The organism is Dehalococcoidales bacterium (genome assembly GCA_028717385.1).
Taxonomy (GTDB): domain Bacteria; phylum Chloroflexota; class Dehalococcoidia; order Dehalococcoidales; family CSSed11-197; genus CSSed11-197.
Map to the genome: position 1 here is coordinate 1 of JAQUNW010000056.1, position 3,725 is coordinate 3,725.

Consider the following 3,725-nt stretch of genomic DNA (forward strand, 5'->3'; position numbering starts at 1 on the left):
ATTAACCATTAATGGGATATTCAATTGTTCTAACCGTTCACGTGTTGCAGGTAGACATATTAGCACCCTGGCATGCACACACATAAAGTTTACAGCCTCAGGAGTAATCTTTTCTGCAGCAATAGCTAAGTCTCCCTCATTCTCTCTGTCTTCATCGTCAACAATTATAACGAAACGGCCAGCTTTAATTTCATCGATAGCTTCTTCAACCTGTGCAAACTTCATACCTTTCTTCCTTTTCTCCCCATGTGATAATGCTATGCCCTCCTGGTGAAGACATTCACCAGGAGGGCATACTCCTTCTAAAACCAATACATTTCCATATTATTCAAAACCATATTCGTATCATGTTGCCAAAATAGCCACAATCTTTTAATCACCCAATCTTATCATGGAGCTTCAAGAGCAATAGCTTCATTGATTTCTTTAACCAGTGATTGCAGTACCTCTTCTTGAATTTCATTCGATATTCTACTTGAAGGGTGCGCAATCTTTATCCTGTCACCTTCGTACCTCGGGATAACATTGACATAGACGTGTGGTATATTCTGCCAAGCGCATTCTCCGTTACCCTGGATTAACGTGATCCCTTCCACTCCTGGCAGATTTATTACAGCTTGGGCCACACTTGCTACGCTCTTAAACAACTCGGCCACTTCCTCCAACGGCATATCCATTAAAGTGTCATAGTGCTTTTTAGGAAAAACGAGGGTATGCCCCTTATGCATTGGATAACTTTCAAGAACTGCAGCGACATGCTCAGTCTCATAAACCTTCCATGGGAGAGAGGGCTCTAGAATTACTCTACATATGGCGCATTCAGTCATTTTGTCAACTCCTTCAGTACTGCGTTCAATACCATGCTGTATGTCTATGCATTAACCATGAACCTAGCGCCATAAGGGCAATACACGACACATCGTTCGCAATTTAGACATAATTCTGGATGCACAACAACATGTCCATTTTCCATCGTGCAACAACCTTCAGGGCATGTTGCATGTGGCCTATCGGCACAAATACCACAACCAACACACTTTGAAGTGTCAACAGCTGAGAAGCGCTTCACTGACTGAGAGTTACCCCAAATGTGATCCCAGTCCTTGAGGTAAGGTTGATGAATCCCGATGATTTCTTTAACGGAAGAGTAGCCCTGCTGTTTCATGAAGTTGTGTAGAAAGTGTACATTTTCCCTTATAACATCTCTGCCTCGAGCTTCAACAGCAGTTACCTGGTTGGTACAATGCGCGCCAAGCATAAGCGCCTGCACAACATGTTCAGGGTCTGTAAGCCCGCCTGTTGACATTATACCCATCTTTGGCACAAAATGGCCGACTATGCCTACATCTTTAAAGTTGACATTGAGCAAACCGGGGCCATTGAAAGCGGTTGTTAGTTTATTATAGACCTGAGTTTCAACAGGCGAGGTCTTCGGATTGTATATGTCAGGTGGTAAGGTAATCTGACCACAATTCATGGTCTCAATAAAATCACACCCTGCCTTTAAGAATTCTTCGCAACACCATACATAGTCCAAACAACCAACTTCGGTAGACATCTTGACACCAAGAGGGATTTTGACAACTTTCTTGATTTCTCTTATGATATTCGCCATTTTGTCTCTCCACAGCAACATGCCGTAGAAACTCTTACCCCGAGCAGGAATATCACCTTGCTTATACCATTTGTACATGTAGTCATATGGAGTATTGTCAGGGCATGCGCAGTTAAGCAGCACCATGTCTGCGCCCATATCTTCAACAAACTTAGCATTATACGTATATCCTTTGGGAGTAGCACCAATACCGCGGAATATTCCAACCAAAGGCGTGTTCTCCGGCAAAAGTTTCTTCGATTCTGAAATCAATTTGCCGACCTTGTCGAATTGTGCTTCCCATTGGTCTTGGGTGGGATAATATCCAGAGAGGTTGGGCTTAATTGCCTCGATCCGTGGATCAAGTCCAAAATGCCCAACGCCACTTCCACCAGGGAAATAGCAATACCCGGCCATACCATATGAAGTCCAAATGGGTTTTGCATGGCCAATAAGCTGCTCTTTACCTTCAGGATCTGTGTATATCTCTGGGATAGGGCTATCGTCCACCATTTCCGTTTCGGCAAGAATAGCGTCGCACTGCTCCTTATTCGGCTTGTAGTCAATTTGAACACACATATGCCCGCAGCCTGCTTGAGCGTTTCTAAGGAATTCATTAGGAACGGTTACCCCGCCAATGAAACCGATGCCGAAAGGTGTTCGCATTTTAACGCCAGCCATCTCGCATTCCATTCCAGCAAGTTCTGAATCAGAGACAGCTTTTGAATAAAGAGGGGGGGTTGGATGCGTGTCGTAGTCAAAACATTTGTTGCTGCTACGACGTTGCCGGTTAGGCCCATATCACCCTTTGGGCCTTGTGGACCTGCTGGGCCTTGTATACCTGCTGGGCCTTGTGGACCAGCGGCACCAACCGACCCCTTACAACCAGCAAGCGCTGCGCCGCTAACGGCAACTCCACCAACAAGCGGAGCGACATTTTTCAAGAATTCTCTTCTTGTAGTTTTCTTTTCGTTTTCAGACATTTAAGATCTCCTTTTAATTTATTGTTGCAGGTTACTCAGATTGATTCATTCATTAATAATCAATAAGCCTTATCCTCCTTTTCTACCAAGATTGTTACTTCAAACTAGAGTAATCTTGTATCATTTCGGTTAACGATAATTTTATTTAAGAGTATTATTGGTTATGCCATTGGCACTGCGTGTCTCTTCCCACATATCCACCAGCTGACAAAGGAAGCCGTCATAACACTGGCCAGGCGCACGGTTCTTATCCAGCTTATTTTTGGTGGTGACCTTCAAGCCAATCGTACTTCTAGAATTACCTCTTTCCATCGATTACCCCTTTTTGATACTATGTTTCGGTAAGGCTTCATTTTATAAAATGATCTTATATAGACCATTAACTAGAGCTGGCGAAAAGGCTCAGCATTATACGCCTATATCCCGTTTGTAAAGATTTAACCGCCAACATATAACGAACAGCATAAAAATACGACCACTCGATATTACAAATACGTTATATTCAACTAGAAAGGCCGGCATCTCATTGACTTTCGAGTTTATAAGGTGTTTGATATTCTAAAAAGAATAGAAGGATATGCTATACAATAAGGTTTTGCTGTGAGCTATATAATTCTGATGTGGCAATGGGTCGGGATAACGTTAAATGCTTGAGAATAGTGTGGGGCAGAATATGTATCATATATGTTTTGGACAATTAAATGAGGCGCTTTAGTCTAACCATACTACCTGCCATTATTGTATTTTTGTTTGTATCATTTTTACCTTCTCTAATCATAAAAATTGAAGCTAGTTCAAATAATTATTTAAATTTTGATAGCATTACCACAAAAGATGGACTGTCAAATAATTACATTAAAGCTATTTTTCAAGATCACTATGGGTATATGTGGATAGGAACCATGCGGGGGCTAAACAAATCTTCTAATAGAGAATTTCAGGTATTTGATGGCAAGTCGAGTATTTCTAATCCGGACATAAGAGTGATAAACGAAACAAGCAATGGACAACTTTGGGTAGGCACGCAAAAAGGCCTTAATCTTTTTAACTATACAACCAAAACATTTTCGGCTTACCTTAACAATCCGGAAGATCCTGGCAGCATAAGCAATGATTCAATTACAGCAATATTTGAAGATAGCCGAGGT

The 3,725-nt window shown here is 41.9% G+C and carries 6 protein-coding genes; 1 reads left to right on the forward strand and 5 read right to left on the reverse strand.

What is annotated here, in order from left to right:
- The 5 genes from PHX29_07120 to PHX29_07140 form a co-directional block, all read right to left on the reverse strand.
- Positions 1-312: 3,4-dihydroxy-2-butanone-4-phosphate synthase (locus tag PHX29_07120; protein MDD5605654.1), on the reverse strand; the 312-nt coding region annotated here is incomplete at its 3' end.
- Between the two features lie 77 nt (positions 313-389).
- On the reverse strand, positions 390-827 hold the full coding sequence (locus tag PHX29_07125) for an HIT domain-containing protein (protein MDD5605655.1): 438 nt from the start codon (positions 825-827) through the stop codon (positions 390-392).
- 44 nt (positions 828-871) lie between these two features.
- Complete coding sequence (locus PHX29_07130) at positions 872-2,275, reverse strand: 4Fe-4S binding protein (protein ID MDD5605656.1); 1,404 nt, start codon at positions 2,273-2,275, stop codon at positions 872-874.
- Entirely contained in the window at positions 2,221-2,577 is a 357-nt protein-coding gene (locus PHX29_07135) for a hypothetical protein (protein MDD5605657.1), read from the reverse strand. The genes PHX29_07130 and PHX29_07135 overlap by 55 nt, the downstream gene beginning before the upstream one ends.
- 141 nt (positions 2,578-2,718) lie before the next feature.
- Positions 2,719-2,889, reverse strand: a complete 171-nt coding sequence (locus PHX29_07140; GenBank protein ID MDD5605658.1) for a hypothetical protein — start codon at positions 2,887-2,889, stop codon at positions 2,719-2,721.
- Between the two features lie 389 nt (positions 2,890-3,278).
- Here PHX29_07140 and PHX29_07145 point away from each other — a divergent pair.
- A partial coding sequence (locus PHX29_07145) for a two-component regulator propeller domain-containing protein (protein ID MDD5605659.1) occupies positions 3,279-3,725 on the forward strand: 447 nt, incomplete at its 3' end.